The organism is Xanthomonas translucens pv. undulosa (assembly GCF_017301775.1).
Lineage (GTDB): Bacteria > Pseudomonadota > Gammaproteobacteria > Xanthomonadales > Xanthomonadaceae > Xanthomonas_A > Xanthomonas_A translucens.
The window spans coordinates 297,750-316,113 of record NZ_CP063993.1 but is presented as its reverse complement, the minus strand read 5'-3'; the positions used below and the strand labels follow the sequence as shown (position 1 = coordinate 316,113).

General features: G+C 68.6%; 14 protein-coding genes and 4 tRNA genes. 12 read left to right on the top strand and 6 right to left on the bottom strand.

All coding sequences use genetic code 11. From position 1 onward, the window contains the following. Position 1 precedes the first annotated feature (1 nt). The 9 genes from ISN38_RS01150 (at position 2) to ISN38_RS01110 (ending at position 8,966) form a co-directional block, all read left to right on the top strand. The gene (locus tag ISN38_RS01150; RefSeq protein WP_003472788.1) at positions 2 to 424 is read left to right on the top strand and encodes an ExbD/TolR family protein; all 423 of its coding nucleotides are present in this window, start codon (positions 2 to 4) and stop codon (positions 422 to 424) included. After that, positions 421 to 2,169, top strand: coding sequence for a lipid A export permease/ATP-binding protein MsbA (gene msbA / locus ISN38_RS01145; protein ID WP_003472789.1), 1,749 nt, complete (start codon positions 421 to 423; stop codon positions 2,167 to 2,169). The genes ISN38_RS01150 and msbA overlap by 4 nt, the downstream gene beginning before the upstream one ends. Further along, positions 2,169 to 3,203 carry a tetraacyldisaccharide 4'-kinase gene (lpxK, locus tag ISN38_RS01140; protein WP_003472790.1) on the top strand — a complete coding sequence of 345 codons (1,035 nt, stop codon included), beginning with the start codon at positions 2,169 to 2,171 and terminating at the stop codon, positions 3,201 to 3,203. Before msbA ends, lpxK begins: the two co-directional genes overlap by 1 nt. Positions 3,204 to 3,664: 461 nt before the next feature. Next, a complete protein-coding gene (gene kdsB / locus ISN38_RS01135; RefSeq protein ID WP_058195588.1) occupies positions 3,665 to 4,450 on the top strand; it encodes a 3-deoxy-manno-octulosonate cytidylyltransferase in 786 nt (261 codons plus the stop codon). Next, positions 4,447 to 4,935 (top strand): low molecular weight protein-tyrosine-phosphatase, encoded by a 489-nt coding sequence (locus ISN38_RS01130; protein ID WP_003472796.1) that lies wholly within the window; start codon positions 4,447 to 4,449, stop codon positions 4,933 to 4,935. Before kdsB ends, ISN38_RS01130 begins: the two co-directional genes overlap by 4 nt. Next, positions 4,932 to 6,353 carry a nhl repeat protein gene (locus ISN38_RS01125; RefSeq protein WP_003472797.1) on the top strand — a complete coding sequence of 474 codons (1,422 nt, stop codon included), beginning with the start codon at positions 4,932 to 4,934 and terminating at the stop codon, positions 6,351 to 6,353. Before ISN38_RS01130 ends, ISN38_RS01125 begins: the two co-directional genes overlap by 4 nt. Then, on the top strand, positions 6,350 to 8,209 hold the full coding sequence (uvrC, locus tag ISN38_RS01120; RefSeq protein WP_058361853.1) for an excinuclease ABC subunit UvrC: 1,860 nt from the start codon (positions 6,350 to 6,352) through the stop codon (positions 8,207 to 8,209). Before ISN38_RS01125 ends, uvrC begins: the two co-directional genes overlap by 4 nt. Positions 8,210 to 8,218: 9 nt before the next feature. Beyond that, positions 8,219 to 8,854: a CDP-diacylglycerol--glycerol-3-phosphate 3-phosphatidyltransferase gene (pgsA, locus tag ISN38_RS01115; protein ID WP_003472804.1), complete on the top strand. Its 636-nt coding sequence runs from the start codon at positions 8,219 to 8,221 to the stop codon at positions 8,852 to 8,854. Positions 8,855 to 8,890: 36 nt separating this feature from the next. Continuing rightward, positions 8,891 to 8,966: transfer RNA gene (locus tag ISN38_RS01110), tRNA-Gly, on the top strand. Positions 8,967 to 9,145: 179 nt separating this feature from the next. Here ISN38_RS01110 and ISN38_RS01105 read toward each other — a convergent pair. The 3 genes from ISN38_RS01105 to ISN38_RS01095 form a co-directional block, all read right to left on the bottom strand. Further along, positions 9,146 to 12,901, bottom strand: a complete 3,756-nt coding sequence (locus tag ISN38_RS01105; protein WP_230938661.1) for a DEAD/DEAH box helicase — start codon at positions 12,899 to 12,901, stop codon at positions 9,146 to 9,148. A 138-nt stretch (positions 12,902 to 13,039) separates the two neighbouring features. After that, positions 13,040 to 13,113, bottom strand: a tRNA-Cys gene (locus ISN38_RS01100). Between the two features lie 79 nt (positions 13,114 to 13,192). Beyond that, positions 13,193 to 13,268, bottom strand: a tRNA-Gly gene (locus ISN38_RS01095). 506 nt (positions 13,269 to 13,774) lie between these two features. Here ISN38_RS01095 and ISN38_RS01090 point away from each other — a divergent pair. Continuing rightward, positions 13,775 to 14,188, top strand: a complete 414-nt coding sequence (locus ISN38_RS01090; protein WP_058359072.1) for an oxygen-independent coproporphyrinogen III oxidase — start codon at positions 13,775 to 13,777, stop codon at positions 14,186 to 14,188. A gap of 145 nt (positions 14,189 to 14,333) precedes the next feature. Here ISN38_RS01090 and ISN38_RS01085 read toward each other — a convergent pair. Beyond that, positions 14,334 to 14,420: transfer RNA gene (locus tag ISN38_RS01085), tRNA-Leu, on the bottom strand. A gap of 154 nt (positions 14,421 to 14,574) precedes the next feature. Between ISN38_RS01085 and ISN38_RS01080 the strand changes: the two genes are divergently transcribed. Then, positions 14,575 to 15,267, top strand: a complete 693-nt coding sequence (locus ISN38_RS01080; RefSeq protein WP_058359073.1) for an MtnX-like HAD-IB family phosphatase — start codon at positions 14,575 to 14,577, stop codon at positions 15,265 to 15,267. A gap of 5 nt (positions 15,268 to 15,272) precedes the next feature. After that, positions 15,273 to 16,790 carry an aspartate aminotransferase family protein gene (locus tag ISN38_RS01075; RefSeq protein WP_003472814.1) on the top strand — a complete coding sequence of 506 codons (1,518 nt, stop codon included), beginning with the start codon at positions 15,273 to 15,275 and terminating at the stop codon, positions 16,788 to 16,790. Positions 16,791 to 16,851: 61 nt separating this feature from the next. Here the strand turns inward: ISN38_RS01075 and ISN38_RS01070 are convergent, their stop codons facing one another. Further along, positions 16,852 to 18,078, bottom strand: a complete 1,227-nt coding sequence (locus ISN38_RS01070; RefSeq protein ID WP_206712018.1) for a beta-ketoacyl-[acyl-carrier-protein] synthase family protein — start codon at positions 18,076 to 18,078, stop codon at positions 16,852 to 16,854. Between the two features lie 6 nt (positions 18,079 to 18,084). After that, the gene (locus ISN38_RS01065) at positions 18,085 to 18,360 is read right to left on the bottom strand and encodes an acyl carrier protein (RefSeq protein ID WP_003472820.1); all 276 of its coding nucleotides are present in this window, start codon (positions 18,358 to 18,360) and stop codon (positions 18,085 to 18,087) included. Between the last annotated feature and the right edge of the window lie 4 nt (positions 18,361 to 18,364).

The following is an 18,364-nucleotide window of genomic DNA, read 5'->3' as shown; positions in this document are numbered from 1 at the left end:
GGTGCGGATTCGTGACGATCGCGGCCAAGACGAGCCGCAGATCGACCTGGTGCCCCTCATCGACGTCATCCTTGTTCTGATCATCTTCTTCGTAGTGACCACCACCTTCGACGCCCGTTCCACGCTGCAGTTGCAACTGCCCAACGCCAGCGACCAGCACAACCCGCCGCCGCCGCGCGCGCTGAGCGTGCTGGTCAACGCCGACGGGCATTACTTCATCAACGACCAGGAAGTGCTGCGCACCGACGTGGAGTCGGTCAAGCGCAGCATCGCCCAGGTCGCCGGCGACGACCGCGCGCAGCCGGTGCTGCTGCGTGCCGATGCGCGCACGCCCTACCAGGCCGTGGTCACCGCGCAGGACGCGCTGGGCCAGCTCGGCTTCCGCCGCATCGCTATCGCCACCGCGCCGGAAGTCAAGCAGTGAGCGCGAAGTCGGCACCGGTCTGGCCGATCTACCGTCGGCTGCTCGGCTATACCCACGCCTATTGGGCGATGCTGACCACGGCGGTGGTGGCGATGGTGATCGAGGCCACCGCCGGCTATTTCTTCACCCGGCTGATGGATCCGCTGGTCAACCGCGGTTTCGTCAATCCCGAGGCGCGCATGGCGGTGCTGCTGCCGCTGGCGATCCTGGGCCTGTTCCTGATGCGCAGCGTCGCCACCTTCGTCGGCGACTACTGCATGGCGCGCACAGGCCGCAGCGTGGTGCGCGACCTGCGCGAGCAGGTGCTGGCCAAGTACCTGCACCTGCCGTCCTCACACTTCGACGTCGAGGCCACGCCGGTGATGGTCAGCCGGCTGAACTTCGATACCGAACAGGTCACCCAGGCCGCCTCCGATGCGCTGAAGACGCTGGTGGCCGATACCCTGACCATCATCGGCATGCTGATCGTGATGCTGCAGATGAGCGTCAAGGTCACCTTTGCGCTGCTGGTGGTGGCGCCGCTGATCGGGGTCATCGTGTCCTACGTCGGCAAGCGCTACCGCAAGATCAGCCGCGGCATCCAGGACGGCATGGGCTCGATGGCGCAGCGCGCCGAGCAGTCGCTGGGGGCGCAGCAGGAAGTGAAGGTGCACGGCACCCAGGCGCTGGAAATCAGCTACTACGCGGCGCTGGCCAACCGCATGCTGGGCCTGAACATGAAGGTCGAGACCACCCGCGCGCTGGCCTCGAGCATGGTCCAGTTCCTGGCCGCGGTGGCGCTGGCGGCGATCGTCTGGGTCGCCACCCGCGAGGCGCTGGCCGGGCGCCTCAACGCCGGCCAGTTCATGGCGCTGATGACCTCGATGATGGCGATCATCCCGTCGCTGCGCCGGCTGACCAGCGTGCAGACCTCGATCTCGCGCGGCGTGGCCGCCGCCGAGCGGCTGTTCTCGATCCTGGATACGCCCGAAGAGCGCGACACCGGCAACGTGTCGGTGCAGCGCGTGCGCGGCGAACTGGCGTTCGACAAGGTGATGCTGCGCTACAGCCAGGACGGCGGCCTGGCCCTGGACGACATCAGCTTCACGGCCAAGCCAGGCACGGTCACCGCCATCGTCGGCCGTTCCGGCAGCGGCAAGACCAGCCTGGTACGGCTGGTGCCGCGCTTCTACGAACCCAGCGGCGGCAGCATCATCCTGGATGGGGTGCCGCTGCACGACTACCGCCTGCACGACCTGCGCCGGCAGATCGCCCTGGTCGGGCAGCGGGTGATGCTGTTCGACGACACCATCGCCGCCAACATCGCCTACGGCACGCAGGCCAGCGACGCGCAGATCCGCGCCGCGGCCGAGGCGGCCAACGCCTGGGAATTCATCGAACGGCTGCCGCTGCAGCTGCGCACCCCGGTCGGCGAGAACGGCGCGCTGTTGTCCGGTGGCCAGCGCCAGCGCCTGGCGATCGCCCGCGCGATCCTGCGCGACGCGCCGATCCTGATCCTGGACGAAGCCACCGCCGCGCTGGACAACGAATCCGAGCGGCTGGTGCAGGACGCGCTGCACCGGCTGATGCCCGAGCGCACCACGCTGGTCATCGCGCACCGCCTGTCCACCATCGAACATGCCGATCAGGTGCTGGTGATGGACCACGGCCGCATCGTCGAGCGCGGCACCCATCACGCGCTGCTAGCCCAGGGCGGCCTGTACGCCCACCTGCACAGCATGCAGTTCCGCGAAAGGCAGCCGTGATGAGCGATCGCGGGCCACACACGCCTGGTTACTGGTATGGCCAGGGTACGCCGCCGCTGTACTCGCAGCTACTCACGCCGCTGTACGCGGCGGCGATCGGCCTGCGCCGCGCGCTGTACCGGCGCGGCTGGCGCAAGCGCCACAGCATCGCGGTGCCGGTGGTGGTGGTCGGCAACCTCACCGCCGGCGGCACCGGCAAGACTCCGCTGACCATCGCCCTGGTGCGCAAGCTGCAGGACGCCGGCTGGAAACCGGGCGTGGCCACCCGCGGCTACGGCCGCAGCCAGGACCAGGTCGCGCGCTGGATCGAGTCCGGCACCACGCCCGAACTCGGTGGCGACGAGCCGGTGCTGATCGCGCACAAGACCGGCGCGCCGGTGCGGGTGGACCGCGACCGCGTCGCCGCCGCGCGCGCGCTGCTGCAGGCCGGCTGCGACATCGTGGTCTGCGACGATGGCCTGCAGCACTACCGCCTGCAGCGCGACATCGAGATCGAAGTGGTCGACGGCCATCGCCGCTACGGCAACGGCCGTCTGCTACCGGCCGGGCCGCTGCGCGAGCCGGTGGCGCGCGGCCGCGAATGCGATTTCCGGGTCATCAACCTGGGCCAGGCCAGCGATGTCGGCGAAGTCCAGGCTGGTTTCGGCGAGTGGGCGATGCGCCTGCGCATCGACAGCGCGCAACCGCTGCAGGGCGGCCGCGCGCGCGCGCTGCGCAGCTTCGCCGGGCAGCGCGTGCATGCCGTCGCCGGCATCGCCCATCCGCAGCGCTTCTTCGACATGCTACGCGCGCATGGCATCGGCGTGGTGCCGCACGCGTTTCCCGACCATCACCGCTACCGCGCCGCCGACCTGTCGTTCGGCAGCGAACTGCCGGTGCTGATGACCGAGAAGGACGCGGTCAAGTGCGCGCAGTTGGTCAACGACTGGTGCTTCAGCGTGCCGCTGGTGGCCGAGTTGCCGGCCGCGTTCTGGATCGGCCTGCTCGACCGGCTGGACAAGCTGCGCGGGCGCAGCGGCGACGCCATCGAATAGGGTGGCGCAAACAGCGCATCCGTGACGTTTGCAGTAACGCACCACGGCAGGCGAATCATGGAGCGACTTCAGTCGCGACAGGTTTTATCGGTAACGCCCGTCGCGACAGAAGTCGCTCCCACAAGGTCCCGCGCTGGCTGCAGTGCCGTGTCGAAATGCCGTCGCCCGGCCACGCGAAGGCGTTGTGCGCGTTTGTGCTGCCATCGCGGACCAGCCGTCGCCGACGCTGCAGACGCTTTCGCCCAAGCCGAGCAGGTGCAGAGCGCGATCGACAGGGTCTATAGAATGGCAGCAAAGGCGAGCGCCACGCGCTCGGCGCCTGCTAGCGTGCCTGGCTGCAGCGAACCGGCTGCCGCCGCCAAGCCTTCGAAGACGCCTTGCCCCCATCGACAACGGAGAAGACCATCCATGTTTGGATTCCGCGCATTCCAGCATTCAGCCGCCGCCGGCGCGCGCCGCGCATGAGTGCCGCACACGCCATGCCGCCGCCGTTCGTGGTCGCCATTCCGGCGCGCTACGCCGCCTCGCGCCTGCCCGGCAAGCCGCTGCGCCTGCTCGGCGGCGAACCGCTGGTGCGGCATGTGGCGCGCCGTGCGCTCGGCGCCGGCGCGCAGCAGGTGTGGGTGGCCGCGGACGATCCGCGCATCGCTGCGGCGGTGGCCGATCTGGACGGCGTGCACGTGGCGCTGACCTCGGCGGCGCACGCCTCCGGCACCGATCGCCTGGCCGAATGCGCCGACCTCGCCGGCTGGGACGATGCGGCCCTGGTGGTCAATCTGCAGGGCGACGAACCGTTCGCGCCGGCCGCCGGGATCGTCGCGGTGGCGAAGGCGTTGGCCGCCAGCGGCGCGGAGATGGCGACGCTGGGCACTCCGGTGGAATCTGCCGAGAGCCTGTTCGATCCGAACTTGGTCAAGCTGGTGCGCAACGCGCAGGGCGATGCGCTGTATTTCAGCCGCGCGCCGATCCCCTGGCACCGCGACGCGTTCGCCGCCTCACGCGAACGGCTGCCGCCGGGCCCGTGGCTGCGCCATATCGGCATCTACGCATACCGCGCCGGGTTTCTGCGCCGTTTCGCGGCGATGCCGCCGGGCGGCCTGGAACAGCTGGAGGCGCTGGAGCAGCTGCGGGTGCTGGAAGCCGGCTTCCGCATCGCGGTGGCGCTGTCGCCCGAGCCGTTCCCGCCCGGGGTGGACACGCCCGAGGACCTGGCCCGCGCCGAGGCGCATCTGCAGGCCCTGGCATGAAACTGCTGCTGGTGTGCCTGGGCAACATCTGCCGCTCGCCGATGGCCGAAGGCGCGCTGCGCCACCATCTCGAGCGCTCGCCGCTGGCCGGCCAGGTGCAGGTGGATTCGGCCGGGACCGGCGACTGGCACAGCGGCGAGGCGCCGGACCGGCGCGCCATCGCCTGCGCCCGCGGCCATGGCGTGGACATCGCCTGGCTGCGCGCGCGCCAGCTGCAGGCCGCCGACTTCGCCGACTTTGACTGGATCCTGTGCGCCGACGCGAGCAACCTGCGCGACGTGCGCCGGCGCGCTCCGGCCGTCGCGCTGCAACGGGTGGCGCTGTGGCTGCCGTGGGCGGGCCTGGATGGGCGCCGCGAGATCCCAGATCCGTACACCGGCGGTAGCGACCATTTCGAGGATGTCTGGCGCCTTGTAGACGATGCCGCCGCCGGTAGCGTGGCTCGCCTGTCCGCCGACGGCGGCTCCGGCATAATCGGCCGATGAACGCGATCGCCGCCCTGGAACTGCCGCAGCCCGGCATCTGGCTCAATGCCGCGCCGACCACGTTGCGCGAGCAGCAGGGGCGCGCGCTGGTGCTGGCCTTCGTCAACGCCGCCTCGGTATGGTGCGCGCAGCGCCTGGGCGAACTGGCGCAGTGGCAGGCGCGCAATCCGGGGCGTTTGCAGTTGATCGTGGTGCAGGTGCCGCGTTTCGACAGCGAGCGCGAACCGCAGCGCGCGCTGAAACTGCTGCGCAGCCAGGGCGTGTCGGCGCCGATCCTGCTCGACGCCGACTGGGCCGCCTGGCAGCGTTTCGCCGTGCAGGCGTGGCCGACCCTGGTGCTGCTCGATGCCGGCGGCTACGAACGCGAGCGCCTGGTCGGGATCGGCGGCGCGGATCTGGAAAAGGCGCTCAACGCGCTGTGCGCCGGGCAATCGCTGCCGCTGGACGAGGAACTGCGCGATGCGCGCGAGACCCAGCCCGAGCCGCGCCTGAGCCTGCGCTTCCCGTTCGGCCTGGCGCTCGCCGACGATCGCCTGTACATCGCCGACAGCGGCCACCACCGCATTGTCGAATGCACCAGCGGCGGCCGCATGCTGCGCCAGTTCGGGCTGGGCACCGCCGATTTCATCGACGGCGGCATCGGCGAGGCGGCGTTCCACCGGCCGCGCGGACTGGCGCTGGAGCGCGGCGTGCTGTACGTCGCCGACACCGGCAACCACGCGCTGCGCCGGATCAACCTGCTCAGCGGTCACGTCGATACGCTGTGCGGCAACGGCCGTGCCGGCGAGCCGGTCGAAGGCCCGGTGCAGCACCCGCAGCAGGCGCCGCTGAACCACCCGCAGGACGTGGTGGTGGCCGACAACCAGGTGCATATCGCGATGGCCGGCGACAACCGCATCTGGAGCTACGAACTCGGCAACCGCAGCCTGCGCTGGCGTGCCGGCGCCGGCGCGCTGGAACTGCGCGACGGCAGCGGCCACCTGGCCGCGTTCGCGCAGCCGTGCAGCCTGGCCGCGGTGCAGCAGGCGCTGTACGTGTGCGACGCGCTGGGCTCGGCGGTGCGCTCGCTGCAGCTGCGCGGCGACCTGGTGCAGACCCTGCTCGGCGGGCAGGGGCCGTGGGACTTCGGCAACGAGGACGGCCCGCGCAGCCGCGCGCGGCTGCAGTTCCCGCAGGCGATCGCGCTGAGTCCGGACGCGCCGCTGCTATGGATCGCCGACAGCGGCAACGGCAGCCTGCGCAGCCTGCGCCTGGGCGGCGGCGACCTGTCGACCACGCCCTTGCCGCGTCGCCTGCACGGCCCGGCCGGGCTGGCGGTGAGCGCCGGCACGGTGTGGATCGCCGAAACCGATGCCCACGCCGTGTTGCGCTACGACATCGCCAGTGGCGAACTGAGCGACGTGCCGATCAGCGAATGACCGCATCTGCGCTGCCCCCGTTCGACGGCAAGGCCTTCGCCGCCAACCTCAGTACCGCGCCCGGCGTGTACCGCATGTACGCGGCCGACGACACCTTGCTCTACGTCGGCAAGGCCGGCGCGCTGCGCAAGCGCGTGTCCAGCTATTTCAGCGCCTCGCCGAAGAACGCGCGGACCATGGCGATGCTGGCCCAGGTCGCGCGCATGGACGTCACCGTGACCCGCAGCGAAGGCGAGGCGCTGCTGCTGGAAAACCAGCTGATCAAGTCGCTGGCGCCGCGTTACAACGTGTCGCTGCGCGACGACAAGAGCTATCCCTACGTGCTGCTGACCCGCGAGGAGTGGCCGCGGATCGCGCTGCACCGCGGCCCGCGCGCGCTGCCCGGGCGCTACTTCGGCCCGTATCCCGGCGTCACCGCGGTGCGCGAGACGCTGAACCTGATGCACAAGCTGTTCAAGCTGCGCAGCTGCGAGGACAGCGTGTTCCGCAACCGCTCGCGGCCGTGCCTGCAGTACCAGATCGGCCGCTGCAGCGCGCCGTGCGTGGCGTTGGTGCCGGCCGACGAGTACGCCGAGTCGGTGCGCCGCGCGACGATGTTTCTGGACGGGCGCAGCGACCAGCTCGGCGAGGAACTGGTGCAGGCGATGCAGGCCGCCAGCGAACAGCTGGAGTTCGAACGCGCAGCGCGCCTGCGCGACCTGCTCGGCTCGCTGCGCAGCATGCAGAGCCGCCAGTACGTGGACGGCCGCGCCGCCGACCTGGACGTGCTCGCCTGCGCCACCCAGGGCGCCAATGCCTGCGTGCTGCTGCTGGCGTTCCGCGACGGGCGCAATCTCGGCACCCGCGCGTTCTTCCCCAAGACCAACGGCGAGGACAGCGCGGCCGAGGTGCTCGGCGCGTTCGTGTCGCAGTACTACGCCGAGCACGCGCCGCCGCGCGAGATACTGCTGGATCGCGAAATTGCCGACGCCGAACTGATCGAAGCGGCGCTGGGTTCGGCTGCCGAGCGCAAGGTGCAATTGCGCTGGAACGTGCGCGGCGAGCGCGCCGGCTATCTGGAACTGGCCAGCCGCAACGCGCAGGCCACGCTGGTCACCGAGCTGACCAGCCGCAACGCGCAGCACGCGCGCAGCGAGGCCTTGCGCGAGATGCTGGGGCTGGCCGAGCCGGTCCGGCGCGCGGAGTGTTTCGACATCAGCCACACCATGGGCGAGGCCACCGTGGCCTCGTGCGTGGTGTTCGACGCCAGCGGCCCGGTGCGCAGCCAGTACCGGCGCTACAACATCAGCGACATCGAGCCGGGCGACGACTACGCGGCGATGCGCCAGGCGATCGAGCGCCGCTTCCGCCGCGCGGCGGAGGGCGAGGGCAAGGCCGATGCGGTGCTGCCCGACGTGCTGCTGATCGACGGCGGCGCCGGCCAGCTCGCGCAGGCCAATGCCGCGCTCGCCGACCTGGGGGTGGACGGCATCCTGGTGATCGGCGTGGCCAAGGGCGCCGAACGCCGCGCCGGCCACGAGACCCTGGTGATGCCGGACGGGCGCGAACTGCGCCCCGGCGCGGCCTCGCCGGCGCTGCAGTTCATTCAGCAGGTACGTGACGAGGCGCACCGTTTTGCGATCACCGGCCACCGCGGGCGGCGCCAGAAAGCGCGCATGACCAGCAAGCTGGAGGACATCCCCGGCATCGGTCCGCGCCGCCGCGCCAGCCTGTTGAAGCATTTCGGCGGACTGGCCGGACTTAAGGCCGCCGGCGAAGCGGAGATCGCGCGCGTGGAAGGCATCAACGACGCGCTCGCCGCACGAATCTACGCTAACCTGCACGGGCTGCCGGTGCCCGATCCGGCAGGCGAGTAGAGCAGCGCAATGAAGTTGACCATCCCCACTTGGCTGACGCTGCTGCGCATCGTGATGATTCCGGTGCTGGTGCTGGTGTTCTACCTTCCCTACACGTGGACGAACTTCGCTTCGGCGGCGATCTTCGGCCTGGCCGCGTTCACCGACTGGCTGGACGGCTGGGTGGCGCGGCGCTACCACCAGTATTCGGCGTTCGGCGCGTTCCTGGACCCGGTGGCCGACAAGCTGATGGTGGCGGTGGCGCTGTTCCTGATCGTGCAGGGCCACCCGACGCCGTGGATGGCGTTCTGGGCGGCGGTGATCGTCGGCCGCGAGATCGCGGTGTCGGCGCTGCGCGAATGGATGGCCGAGATCGGCCAGCGCGCCAAGGTGCGGGTGGCGATGATCGGCAAGGTCAAGACCACCGCGCAGATGGTGGCGCTGCTGTGCTTGCTGTATTCGGTGATGCCCGACGGCTCGCCGCCGGAGAGCGTGTGGATGGGCCTGTTCATCTTCCACATCGGCGACTGGACGCTGGCGATCGCCTCGATCCTGACCCTGCTGTCCGGCATCCAGTACCTGCATGCGGCCTGGCCGAGCCTGCGCGCCGACGAGCGCGCCGCGGTGGCGGACAAGAATGCGAAGAAAATCGAAGGCAATGGTTGACAGCCTGCAGGTTCCCGGTAAAATTCGCGGCCTCAAGCGGGAATAGCTCAGTTGGTAGAGCGCAACCTTGCCAAGGTTGAGGTCGCGAGTTCGAGTCTCGTTTCCCGCTCCAGACGGTTTCGCAGGTACCCAGCGGGTATTTGCAAAACGATGAAATCAGGACCTTCGGGTCCTTTTTTCGTTCTGGCCGAGTGCGATGCGCTCGCCGGGGCGCACCCCGGGTATCGTTACTGGCCATATCGAGCATGTTGCGCCCGGCCGGTGTCGCTTCGCGGGCGTAGGCGCCGCCTGCTACGGCCTCGATGCTGCCGTCGATTCGATACGCTGCACCGGTAGCGCTTCCCGCAATTGCCGGAAATAGTCAAGTCCACCCCATTGCTGCACATCGCCCAGCACATAGAGGCGGCACTTGGCGCGCGTGATCGCGACGTTCAACAGGTTCGGCTTGCCGGCAGCCCAAGCACGCGCGCCCGCGCCCTCCGAGCCCGGTGCGGTACCCAGGACGAAGAACACGATTTCCGCTTCTTTTCCTTGGAAGGTATGCACGGTGCCGCATTCGATGCCGCTGAAGCCAGCCTGCTTGATGCGGGGCTTGCAGGCTTGGACGACCTTGCGGAACGGCGAAATGACAAACACCTTGGCCAGGGGGCCAGGCTCATCCGGCGATCCCGACAACACGTGTGCCGGTACCTGACGCAATCGCTCCAGGCACGCGAGCAGGTGAGCGATTTCGTCGGCGCAGACCGGATGCTCGACTTGCGTGGAGCGAACGTCCATCCAGGCGCTTTCGCCCAGGATGCAGGAGAACGCGATGGGCTTGGGTTGCCCCTGTGCGTCCACTCGTCCTTGCACCATCTGCCCTGCATAGGCGATCTCGTTCGCGACGGAGAACATGGGGGCGTCGCAGCGACGATGCGTGCGCAACGGCATGCCGGTCCAAAGGCGTTCCGGCGTATCGGCTGCGGAAGGATCGGATGCCATCGCGACCCATGAGCCGAAAGGGGTGATGCGATCGGCCAGGGTCTGCACGGATTCGTCGACCGGCGACCAGGTGCGGTCGACGCCGTTTCGCTGGCGTAGGTCTTCGGCGAGGCTGAGCGGCACGGTGAAGACTGGCTCGATCTGCAGCGGGTCGCCCACAATCACGGCACGACGGCTGCGCCACAGCGCGCCAGCCGCCGATTGCGGCGTGGCTTGGCCGGCTTCATCCAGCAGCAACCAGCCCAGGCTGTCCTGGCCCATGCCCAGGAACAGGCGGTCGAAGGAGGCGAGGGTGGTGGATACCACCGGCACGACGAAGAAGAATGCATCCCACAGCGTGGGGCGTTGTTCGACGGGGAGCTTGTCCCGCAGTGTGCCCATCAGCATGCCGTTCACCGCGCGCAGATTGGCGATGAATTTGCCGGCGTTGGCCAGGATGCTCAGCCTGTGCAGCTCCACCGCTTGCAGGAAGACCTGCGCACGCAGTTGGTCCAGCTCCGCATAGACGGCGACACTTGCGCGCTGGCGGTCCGCGTTCGGCAGTTCCCACAGACGGGTATCCGGGAAGTGGCGGGTGCCCAGTGCGTAGACGGCGTCCAGCGCCTGTCGATGCCGTTGGAGTTCCTTGTCCAACTGGTCCCGCTTGGAGGACAGCGGCTTCAGACGCTCCTGCCGACGCTCCAACTCCGCCTGCGTGTGGGCGACCTCCTTGGCCTGGTGCGCAAAGACGGCGGCGGACTCGGCCAGAAGTTTGGCAGGTTCCTCCAGGGATCGGCGCAATACCGCCATCCGCTGCGTTTCGCGGCCGAACAAGGCCGATAGGCGGTCCTGCAGGTTGGGCGTCGCTGCCGCCTGCCGCTGCGCGAGCAGGGCTTTGTGGGCCTCCAACATCGCGCGTTGATCCGACAGCGTCTCCTGCTGCCGGGACAGGGTCCGCGCGTGCTCGGCGATGTCGTCGGTCATGTGATTGATTTCGGCTTGGAGCGTGTCGAGGTGGCCGCGTTCGGCATCCAGAGACTGAGCCGCTTGCTCCGCTCGCATCAACGCCTCGCGGCGCTGCTCGAACTCCGACAGCAGCGCCAGGAAACGGAGTTTGGTGGCCTGCCATTCGTCCTGGTGGCGCCGGTAGTCGTCATTGGAGGCAACCTCCAGCAACTGCTTCATGGATGGCGGCAGCACGGGGGAGTGAGCCGCGTCGGCCGCCTGATCGGCTTCGTCCTCCGTCGATTCCGAATCCTCGCCCATTACCTCGGCGGCCTCTGCCCGCGGCACGTACTCGTCGCGGAAAAAACCCTGGGCGAACGAGCGTCGGTTGCCAGCGTTGCCCAGCGCAGCGGCGATCACGCCCCAGCCTTCCAGCGGCTGATCCTTGTCGTCCAGGACCTTCTGCGCCTTGAATATCTCTCCCATGACCTTGGCGAAATAATCGACAGAGCCGTACTCGCCTGCGACCTTCTTGCGTGCCGGCAACTCCTGCGTGATGTTCTTGACCGCGTTGTTGTTGGTGCTGGCGACCACGATGGAAGTGCCGGCGATCACCGAGGCCTTGAGCGGATAGAAGCCCTTGCCGGCCACGCTGATCTTCTCTTCGAACAGTGCCACGGGGCGATCAAGCGCGGCGATCCGGCGCGCGCGTTCGGTGACGATCTCTGCGATGACATCGCACAGCAGGGTGGTCTTGCCCGTGCCGGGAGGTCCATTGACACCGATGACGCCATTGGAGGCCCCGAGCGTATGCAACACCTGTGCGACTGCAGCCTGCTGCGCCAGCACCAAAGGATGCTCGGATGGCGCGGGCCAACGTGCGCTGGGGAGATGCGCCACGCTCAGAAGTTTGGCCATTTCGGCGTGCTGTACCAGGATGTCGGTACGCTGGTCTTGCTCCAGTGCACGTCCCAGGTAGGCGCTCAGCGCCGCGCCGAAAGGGCGGTTGTTTCGTGCCTGGGCAATCAGGCGATCGAGGTCGTCCAGGTAGAACGAATTCAGGAAATCGGTTGCGGCCTGCAGGTTGTCGCTCAGGTAGCGGCGTTTGACTCGGCTGCTGCGCACCACCATTCGCCAGTCCAGGTCCGGTTGCTTGGTTTCGCTGCCGAGCAACCGGCGCACCAGTTGCAACTCGTTCCTCAGTTCGTCCCAGGTCAGGGGCATGGCAGTTGCGCTGTCGCTCCCCGTGCGGGCAACGGAGGCATCCTGGATTTCTTCGAAACGGTGGCAGCGTTGGGCGAATTCGTCGCGTGCACGGCTTAGGCGCGCATTGACGTTCTCCAGCGAGTCGGTTTGCCGCAGTGCCGCCGCGCCGTGGGCGAAGCTGGCAGCCAGGTAGCTGTCTGGCTTGGGACAACCATGCTCGTCGGCGACGAAGGCAGCCAGCCAGCCGTTGCCGCTGGCGCGCTGACGCTCGCGCTCGCTCAGGTCGCGGTCGGGGAAGATCGCGCGCAACAGCAGGCGGGAAAGAGCCTCGGTATCCGCGACGCCGAGATAGACAACATGAACGTAGCCGTATTCGACCGTGGGCTTGAAATCGTCGTGCTGCCACGGCAGAGGATCGCCATGGCGGAGCGTCGTGATCTTGGTCTGGCTGCTGGCATCCCGAGCCGACGGCGCGGCGGGGATGTTGAAGACTTCCAGATCGCGCCAAAAACCGAGGACACGAAGGGGTTCACTGGCCGAATTGCTCAAGGTCGAACTCCATTGGAGAAGAATCGGCGCGTTTCCTGCGACTGCTCGAGTCCTTGCCGATCCTGTCGATGACAAAAGCAATGAACTTCGAGCACCGGCCTGGCGGATTCGTTCAGACCATGCAATAACCCGCAGGATATCGTGCGGGTCATCGCTGTCGGCAGCGGCACAGTGCGGGAGTGTGGAGTCGATCACGGCGGCTATCGCTGCGTTCTGCCGCGGCGGGTTGCCGTCCTCGCTCGAAGACACTGCGGCCGGAGCAGCTACGCGTTGCAGAACGGCTTGCGCGGCATGTTCAGTTGGCGGCTCGACAACGATCACGGTCAGGACGGCCAGAACAGAGGACGTGGTCCCGACCTTCACCGGCGCCAAGGCGATCTGCGACACCGTCCATGCGCACGGCGCACGGCGCGCGCCCAACGGCGCGTTAGTGCGGCGGCAGTGTCGGAGCGCGGTGCGCTGCAGCGGCGCGCAAACGCAAACGCCCGGTAGATCGTGGATCTACCGGGCGTTCGGAATCGCAGATGGAGGCCTGGGTCGGAATTGAACCGGCGTACGCGGATTTGCAGTCCGCTGCATAACCACTCTGCCACCAGGCCGGTGGACTCAATTCTAGCCGAAACCGCTGGAACGGTGTCCGACAAGAGAAAGCCCCGCTGACGGGGCTCTGTCTGAATCTGGAGCGGGAAACGAGACTCGAACTCGCGACCTCAACCTTGGCAAGGTTGCGCTCTACCAACTGAGCTATTCCCGCTTGTGAGCAAGTCATTCTACAGCCCTCCCGTGCGTTGCGCTAGCCTCCCGGCAAAAATATCCGCCGTTGCGGCGCGGCCGGGACCGCGTGGTAATAGTCCGTGTGCATGAAGTCGCGGGGTGGGGGTGTCTCGAGGTGGGCCACAGATCGCGTGCATGTCCGCGCCGCACGCACGGGTGCTGGCGTTCGCCGCCGCTGCATGCGGTGTCCTCGCGGCTGCGGCTCAGCCGGCGGCGAGCAGCGCCGCCAGCAATCGCAGCCACGGCAGCAGGTAGAACGCGGCGAACAGCAGCCACAGGCTGCCGCGGCGCTGCCGCGGCATCGATGGCGGCGTTTGCGGCATCGGCGCCGAGCGTGCGCAATGCAATGCTGCCGCAGCCCGTGTTTCTACTGCGGCTGCAACCGGGTGATCACCCGCGATGTCGGCAAGGGCCGCGCCTACGTGCAGCGCGTGTTGCGCGAGGCGGCGATGATGGCCGCCTGCCTGTCCCTGGCCCCTGAATTGCTTGGCGAACTGCTGCAGGGCCTGCGCGTGTTGTTTCGCTTCAGCGAACAGCCAGAACCAGCGCGCGCTGCCGGCCTGGGAGGCGGCGGTCGATGCCGGCGACAGCCCGGTGCTGCGCGGCCTGCGGCTCAGCGCCGACGATGCGCTGCGCGCGGAGCTGATCCAGCAGCTGATGTGCCAGGGGCGCGCCGACGTCGCCGCGCTGGCGCAGCGCCACGGCATCGACTTCGCGACCTATTTTCACGACGAGCTGCAGGCGCTGGCGCCATTGTGCGCCGACGGCCTGGCCGACTACCGCGACGGCACGATCCAGGCCACCGCGCGCGGGGGCCCGCTGCTGCGCCTGATCGCGATGTGCTTCGACCGCTACCTGCGCGAGCCTGTGCAGCCGGCACGTTATTCGCGGGCGATCTGAGCGACGCCCGCCGACGGGTTCACTGTTTGCCGAGTGGCATCCCCGGTCTCGTCGTGGCAGCGACGCCGGGGCTTTTGTCTGGCGGGTGTAGCGCCGTGGCGGCTTGTATGGCGTTCGACTGCGATTGCGCGCGCCGAAACGCAGATGGTGCCCGGAGCCGGAATCGAACCGGCATGGGGTCGCCCCCGGCGGATTTTAAGTCCGATGCGTCTACCAGTTTCGCCATCCGGGCCTGGTGCCGCTAGCGTGCCTGATTGTGTCCGAATTGGGAACCGCGCGTGGCGCTGGCGCGGCATGCGGCGCGGCGGCATCTGCTTGAGATCTGCCCGAAAGGAGCACGAAAGACAACCTGCCTAGGCTCTGCCCGAATTAGCCGGAGAGCCGCCTTGCGCGTCCAGTGGAAAATTCTTTGCGATTTCGACGGTACCGTGTCGCTGCAGGACGTGACCGATACCTTGCTCGAGCGCCTCGGTCAGCCCGGCTGGCGCGCGCTGGAAGACGATTGGCTGGCCGGGCGCATCGGCGCGCGCGAGTGCATGAGCGGCCAGGTGGCGCTGCTCGACGGCGACGTGGACGCGCTGTACCGGGTGCTCGACGAGGTGCGCATCGACCCGGCGTTCGTGCGCTTCGTCGATCTGGCGCGCGACCTGGGCATGCCGCTGAGCATCGTCAGCGATGGTCTGGACTACCCGATCGCGCTGATCCTGGCGCGGCACGGCCTGCATCAGCTGCCGATCATCGCCAACCGCCTGCTGCGCACCGATGCCGGGCAATGGCGCATGGCCTCGCCGCACGCGCAGCCCGATTGCGCCAGCGGCACCTGCAAGTGCGCGGTCATGGCCCAGCAGGAACCGGTGCGTTCCACCCTGCTGATCGGTGACGGCCGCTCCGATTTCTGCGTGGCCGGCAAGGCCGATCTGGTCTTCGCCAAGGACGGCCTTTTGCGCCATTGCCGCGCCAGCGGCATCGCCCACCGCGCGATCAACGGGTTCGACGACGCCATCTCCCTGCTGCACGAACTCGCCGCGCCTGCTGTCGCCAGCGCGCGCTTCCCACTCCCCGTTCCCCAACGAGCTTGATCCCCATGAATCGGAATGTTCCGCTCCCCACCGCGCTTGCGCCGCTCCACGGCGATCTCGACACGCTCGATCTGGCCGCGCACGACGGCCTGCAGCCGGCCTCGCCCGATCCGGACGCGCTGCTGCGCACCGGCCCGGCCTACCACGCCGCGCTCGGCGATGCGCAGATGCTGGCCGACGAGGCCGAGTACTGTTCGTTCGGCGACACCGTGCACTACAGCGAACCGCCGCGGATCTTCGCGCACTGCGACGGCAGCTATCTGTACGACACCGAAGAGGTGCCGTACCTGGACCTGCAGATGTGGTATTCGGCGGTCAACTTCGGCTATGCCAATCCGCGCCTGAACGGCGCGCTGAAGCGGCAGATCGACAGCCTGCCGCAGGTGGCCAGCCAGTACCTGCACCCGACCAAGATCGAACTGGCCAAGACCATCGCCCAGGACGCGCAGCGCAAGTGGGGCCGCAAGGGCCGCGTGCATTTCAACGTCGGTGGCGCGCAGGCGGTGGAGGATTCGCTGAAGCTGGTGCGCAACGCCACGGGCGGCAAGAGCCTGATGTTCGCCTTCGAGGGCGGCTACCACGGCCGCACCCTGGGCGCCTCGGCGATCACCTCCTCGTACCGCTACCGGCGCCGTTTCGGCCATTTCGACCGCGCTCAGTTCATCGAATTCCCGTACCACTTCCGCGGCCCCAAGGGCATTTCCAAGGAAGAGTACGGCGAGCAGTGCGTGGCCAGGTTCGAGCGCCTGTTCGAGACCGAGTACAACGGCGTGTGGGACCCCAAGGCCGGGCAGTGCGAGTACGCCGCGTTCTACGTCGAGCCGATCCAGGGCACCGGCGGCTACGTGATCCCGCCGCCGAACTTCTTCACCGGCTTGAAGCGGGTGCTGGACAAGTACGGCATCCTGCTGGTGGTGGACGAGATCCAGATGGGCTTCTTCCGCACCGGCAAGCTGTGGGCGATCGAGCATTTCGGGGTGACTCCGGACGTGCTGGTGTTCGGCAAGGCGCTGACCAACGGCCTCAATCCGCTGGCCGGCGTCTGGGCGCGCGAGGAATTGATCAACCCGACCGTGTTCCCGCCGGGGTCGACCCATTCCACCTTCGCCTCCAATCCGCTTGGCACCGCGGTCGGCATGGAGACCATGCGCATGCTCGCCGAGACCGATTACGAGACGATGGTGATGGAAAAGGGCGCGCACTTCCTCGACGGCCTGCGCGACCTGCAGACGCGCCATCCGGAAATCGGCGACGTCGATGGCCTGGGCCTGGCGCTGCGCGCGGAGATCTGCCAGGCGGACGGCTTCACCCCGAACCGCAAGCTGCTCGACACGATGGTGGACATGGGCCTGGAAGGCGAGCTGCGCCACAACGGCAAGCGCATCGGCCTGGTGCTGGACGTGGGCGGTTACTACAAGAACGTGATCACTCTGGCGCCGTCGCTGCACATCAGCCACGACGAGATCGATCTGGGGCTGTCGCTGCTGGACCAGTTGCTGACCCGCGCCAAGCGGGTGGCGTGAAATGGCGGGAGACAGCGCGTTGGCGCCGCGTTGCCTCCCGTCGCCCGCCGCGGCATCGGCCTCAGCGCGCCTCGCGCACCGCGAGCACCGCGTTGAGGCCGCCGAAGGCGAAGGAATTGCTGAGCACCGCGCGCACCCGTTGCGCGCGGGCTTGATTGGGCACGTAGTCCAGGTCGCAGTCCGGATCCGGATCGAGGAAGTTGGCGGTCGGCGGCACCCGCTGCTCGCGCAGCGCGCCGATCGCCGCGACCAGTTCCAGCGCACCGGCGGCGCCCAGCGCATGTCCATGCACCGCCTTGGTCGAACTCACCGCCAGCGCATCGGCGTGGCGGCCGAACACCTGGCGGATCGCCTGCGTCTCGCCGCCGTCGTTGGCCAGGGTGCCGGTGCCGTGGGCGTTGATGTAGTCGATCTGCTGCGGCTCCAGGCCGGCGTCCTGCAAGGCCAGGCGCATCGCCACGGCGGCGCCGTCGGCGCTGGGCGCGACGATGTCGTGCGCATCCGCGCCCAGGCCGAAGCCGGCCAGTTCCGCCAGCGGCACCGCGCCGCGCGCGGCGGCGTGCGCGGCGCTTTCCAGCACGAAGATGCCGGCGCCTTCGCCCAGCACCAGGCCGCTGCGCTGCGCGCAGAACGGCCGGCAGGTGTCGTTGCTGACCACCCGCATCGCTTCCCAGGCGCGGATCAGCGGCAGGCTCAGGCAGGCTTCGCTGCCGCCGGCGATGGCCACGTCGGCCAGGCCGTGGCGGATCAGCAGCGCGGCTTGCGCCAGCGCGTGGTTGGCCGAGGCGCAGGCGCTGGACACGGCGAAGGCCGGGCCGCGCAGGCCGAAGGCGATGCTGATCTGGCTGACCGGGGCGTTGTTCATGCTGCGCACGATGGTCAGCGGATGCAGGCGCTCGGCCTGCTCGCGGTACAGCCGCCGCGATTGTTCGTCGCGGCTGAGTTCGGCGCCGACGCCGGTGCCGATCACCAACGCCGCGCGTGCGGCGGCTGCGCCATCGAGCGCCAGCCCGGACTGGGCCACGGCCTCGCAGGCCGCGACCAGCGCCATCTGCGTCATCCGATCCAGCTGGCCCGGCGCGATGCCGTGCAACTGCGGCGCGAAATCGGGCACGCTCGCGGCCAGGCGCATCTTCAGCGTGGCCTGCGGATCGGGCGTGGCCAGCGCGGTGATGCCGCTACGGCCCTCGCACATGCCTCGCCACAGGGCATCGGCACCCAGGCCGAGCGCGCTGACCGCGCCCATCCCGGTGACGACGACGCGGTGTCCCTGCGCCGAGCGGTCCATGCCGGCTCAGTGCGCCGGTGCCGGCGCGGCGGCGGCGGCCTTGGCGTCCAGCGCTTGCTGCACCGCCTCGGCCAGCTTGCCCAGCGAACCGTCGTCCAGGTTCGGATCGCGCTGCGGGAAGGTGATGTCGAAGTGCTCCTCGATGTCGAACAGGATTTCGATCGCCTCGAGCGAATCCACGCCCAGGTCCTGCAGTTTGGTGTCCGCGCTCAGGCCGGCGGGATCGATCTCGCCATGCCTGGCGACGATGCTGTGGATCTGTGTCTCGATAGACGTGGTCATGGCA